The following is a 2,516-nucleotide window of genomic DNA, read 5'->3' as shown; positions in this document are numbered from 1 at the left end:
GCGTTTGAACTAAGCCGCTGGCGCGGCGGATGCTGCAGTGGTGGCGGTGTGGGTAGTAGTTGGGTTTAGCGTGTGGGTCACAAGGAGGATTCCCCTGTGACCCATCTTCGCCAGTTGATGCTCGACGAACTTCAGCGCCGTAACTACTCTCCGAACACCGTGCGGTCTTACGTCCATGCGGTTGAGGATTTCGCCAGATATTTCCGCCGTCCGCCGGAGCAGCTTGGACCTGACCACGTACGCGACTACCAGGTCCATTTGTTTCGTGATCGCAAGCTGTCCCCGCGCACCATCGAAGGACGGACAGCAGCGTTGCGATTTCTGTTCGTCAAGACACTGCGTCGGTCCTATCTGCCCGATGCGATCCCGTTTCCGAAGCAGCACAAGCGTCTGCCGACCGTGCTCAGCCAGGAAGAAGTCGCCCGTCTAATCGACTCGACTGGCAACCTGATGCATCGCGCGATGGTGATGACGCTCTATGCGACCGGCGTACGCCGGGCTGAGCTGTGCCGGCTGAAGGTAGCCGACATCGACAGCGGACGGATGGTGCTTCACATCCGGCAAGGCAAGGGTGGTCGCGACCGGGATGTTCCATTGAGTCCCAGGCTCCTTGAGATCCTGCGCGAGTATTGGCGTTGGATGAAGCCGAAGACCTATCTGTTCCCCGGCATGGAGAACAACTGGAGGGCCGACGTCCCCGTCACCACGAAGGTCGCGTGGACGGCTGTGACCGAAGCGGCGAAGGCGGCCGGCATCACCAAGCGCGTTTCGCCGCACACGCTTCGGCACAGCTTCGCAACGCATCTGCTCGAAGCCGGTGCCGATCTCCGCACCATTCAGTTGCTGCTCGGACACGCCAAGCTGGCCGACACGACGGTCTATCTGCATCTATCGCGTCGGCACTTGCAAGCTGTCGCCAGCCCGCTGGAGTCGCTCACGGTGTCGACTCCGAGCGAGATGAAGCATTCGAGGAGACGCGTGAAGGGATGAGCCGGCCCACCCTTGAGGTGGCCGACATCCTCCGTGCTTCCGGCAGCAGCTTCCTCGAGCGGCATAGATCGCATCTCGCCCCCCAGCACCGCAAGGTGATGGACGCCATCGTCCGTTGCCGCACGGCGGCTCTTGGCGGTCATCGCGATCGATGCTCCGGCTGCGGGCATCAGGCCATCTCCTATAACTCGTGCCGCAACCGGCACTGCCCCAAGTGTCAGGGCAACGCACGCGCCAGATGGCTGGCAGCGCGTTCCGCCGAGCTGTTGGCAGTGCCGTACTTCCACATCGTCTTCACTCTGCCCCATGAGCTGTCCGCACTGGTGCTGCAGAACAAGAGGCTGCTCTACGACCTGCTCTTCCGCACCAGTGCCGCGACACTCCTTGAGGTCGCCCGCGACCCAAGGCACTTGGGAGCTGACATTGGATTGCTCAGCGTCCTGCACACGTGGGGTCAGAACCTCCAACATCATCCCCATGTTCACTGCGTGGTGCCGGGCGGTGGTCTCGCCCTCGACGGCTCCAGATGGGTTGCCACCTCATCTCGCTTCTTCCTGCCCGTACGAGTCCTCAGCCGCGTCTTCCGGGGCAAGTTCACGGCCGAACTGAAGCAGCTTCTGCTCCAGGGCAAGCTCGAGTTCCACGGCTCGCTCAAGGACCTCGCATCGCCGGAACGATTCCATCGTTTCCTCAGGCAGCTCTTCTCCAAGGACTGGGTCGTCTACACCAAGCCGCCGTTCGGCGGAGCCGAACACGTTCTCCAGTACCTGGCCCGCTACACGCACCGCGTCGCCATCTCCAACCATCGCCTGGTCAGCTTCAAGGATGACTGCGTCACCTTCCGATGGAAGGATTACGCAGCTGGTAGCAAGCAGAAGATCATGGCCGTTTCAATTGACGAGTTCCTGCGACGCTTCCTCATCCACGTCCTGCCTAAGGGCTTGGTTCGCATCCGCCACTTCGGACTCTTCGCCAACCGTAAACGGTCCGCATCGCTGCTGCGTTGCCGCTTCCTACTGAAGGTCACTGCGCCGCCACCACAGCCTGCTCCAACAGCTCATATCAAGTGCCCGCTCTGCGCCGAGCCCATGCTCGTCATCGAACGGATCACCAGTCGTCAGCTTCTATCTGTGCCGTCCACCACTTCGCCGCCCACGCGTCGTCTCGATAGCTCCTGACCAGACATGAACGATAACGCCATCAACCCGGTCGCCCCAAGCGGTGCTCTCGCACGCAACGCACCGTCGCGCATCCTCGTGTCGAAACAGCTCAAGAGCTACTCTGCGTTCACCTCCGAACAGGCCCTTGCTGCGCTCACGCCTCACCGCTTCGGGTGCCCGACACCTCGCCGAGCCCTGGAAGAAATGACCTGCGAGCCGCAATCGCCCATTCAAATCCCATAGGCCCTCACCGCATCCGCCGCGCCAACGGCTTCCTTCAAACGGCCCTATCAAAACTGCCCCGACGGACTGCGTTGCAGCTCCCGGCTTCGTGCACGGGGCAGCCCTGATAGGGTCCTAACGTTT

The 2,516-nt window shown here is 61.8% G+C and carries 2 protein-coding genes; both read left to right on the top strand.

The genetic code is table 11. The features are described from left to right. Positions 1–96 precede the first annotated feature (96 nt). On the top strand, positions 97–990 hold the full coding sequence (locus HB393_RS24855) for a tyrosine-type recombinase/integrase (RefSeq protein WP_213807919.1): 894 nt from the start codon (positions 97–99) through the stop codon (positions 988–990). Then, positions 987–2,168: an IS91 family transposase gene (locus HB393_RS24850; protein WP_213807918.1), complete on the top strand. Its 1,182-nt coding sequence runs from the start codon at positions 987–989 to the stop codon at positions 2,166–2,168. Before HB393_RS24855 ends, HB393_RS24850 begins: the two co-directional genes overlap by 4 nt. Positions 2,169–2,516 lie beyond the last annotated feature (348 nt).

Source organism: Granulicella sp. dw_53 (assembly GCF_018449545.1).
In the GTDB taxonomy this organism is placed as follows: Bacteria; Acidobacteriota; Terriglobia; order Terriglobales; family Acidobacteriaceae; genus Edaphobacter.
This window is presented reverse-complemented; position numbering and strand designations above follow the sequence as displayed.

What these genes read in the sequence shown, in the direction of transcription:
- HB393_RS24850 (WP_213807918.1), top strand. Translation starts at nt 987, where the DNA reads ATGAGCCGGCCCACCCTTGAGGTGGCCGACATCCTCCGTGCTTCCGGC.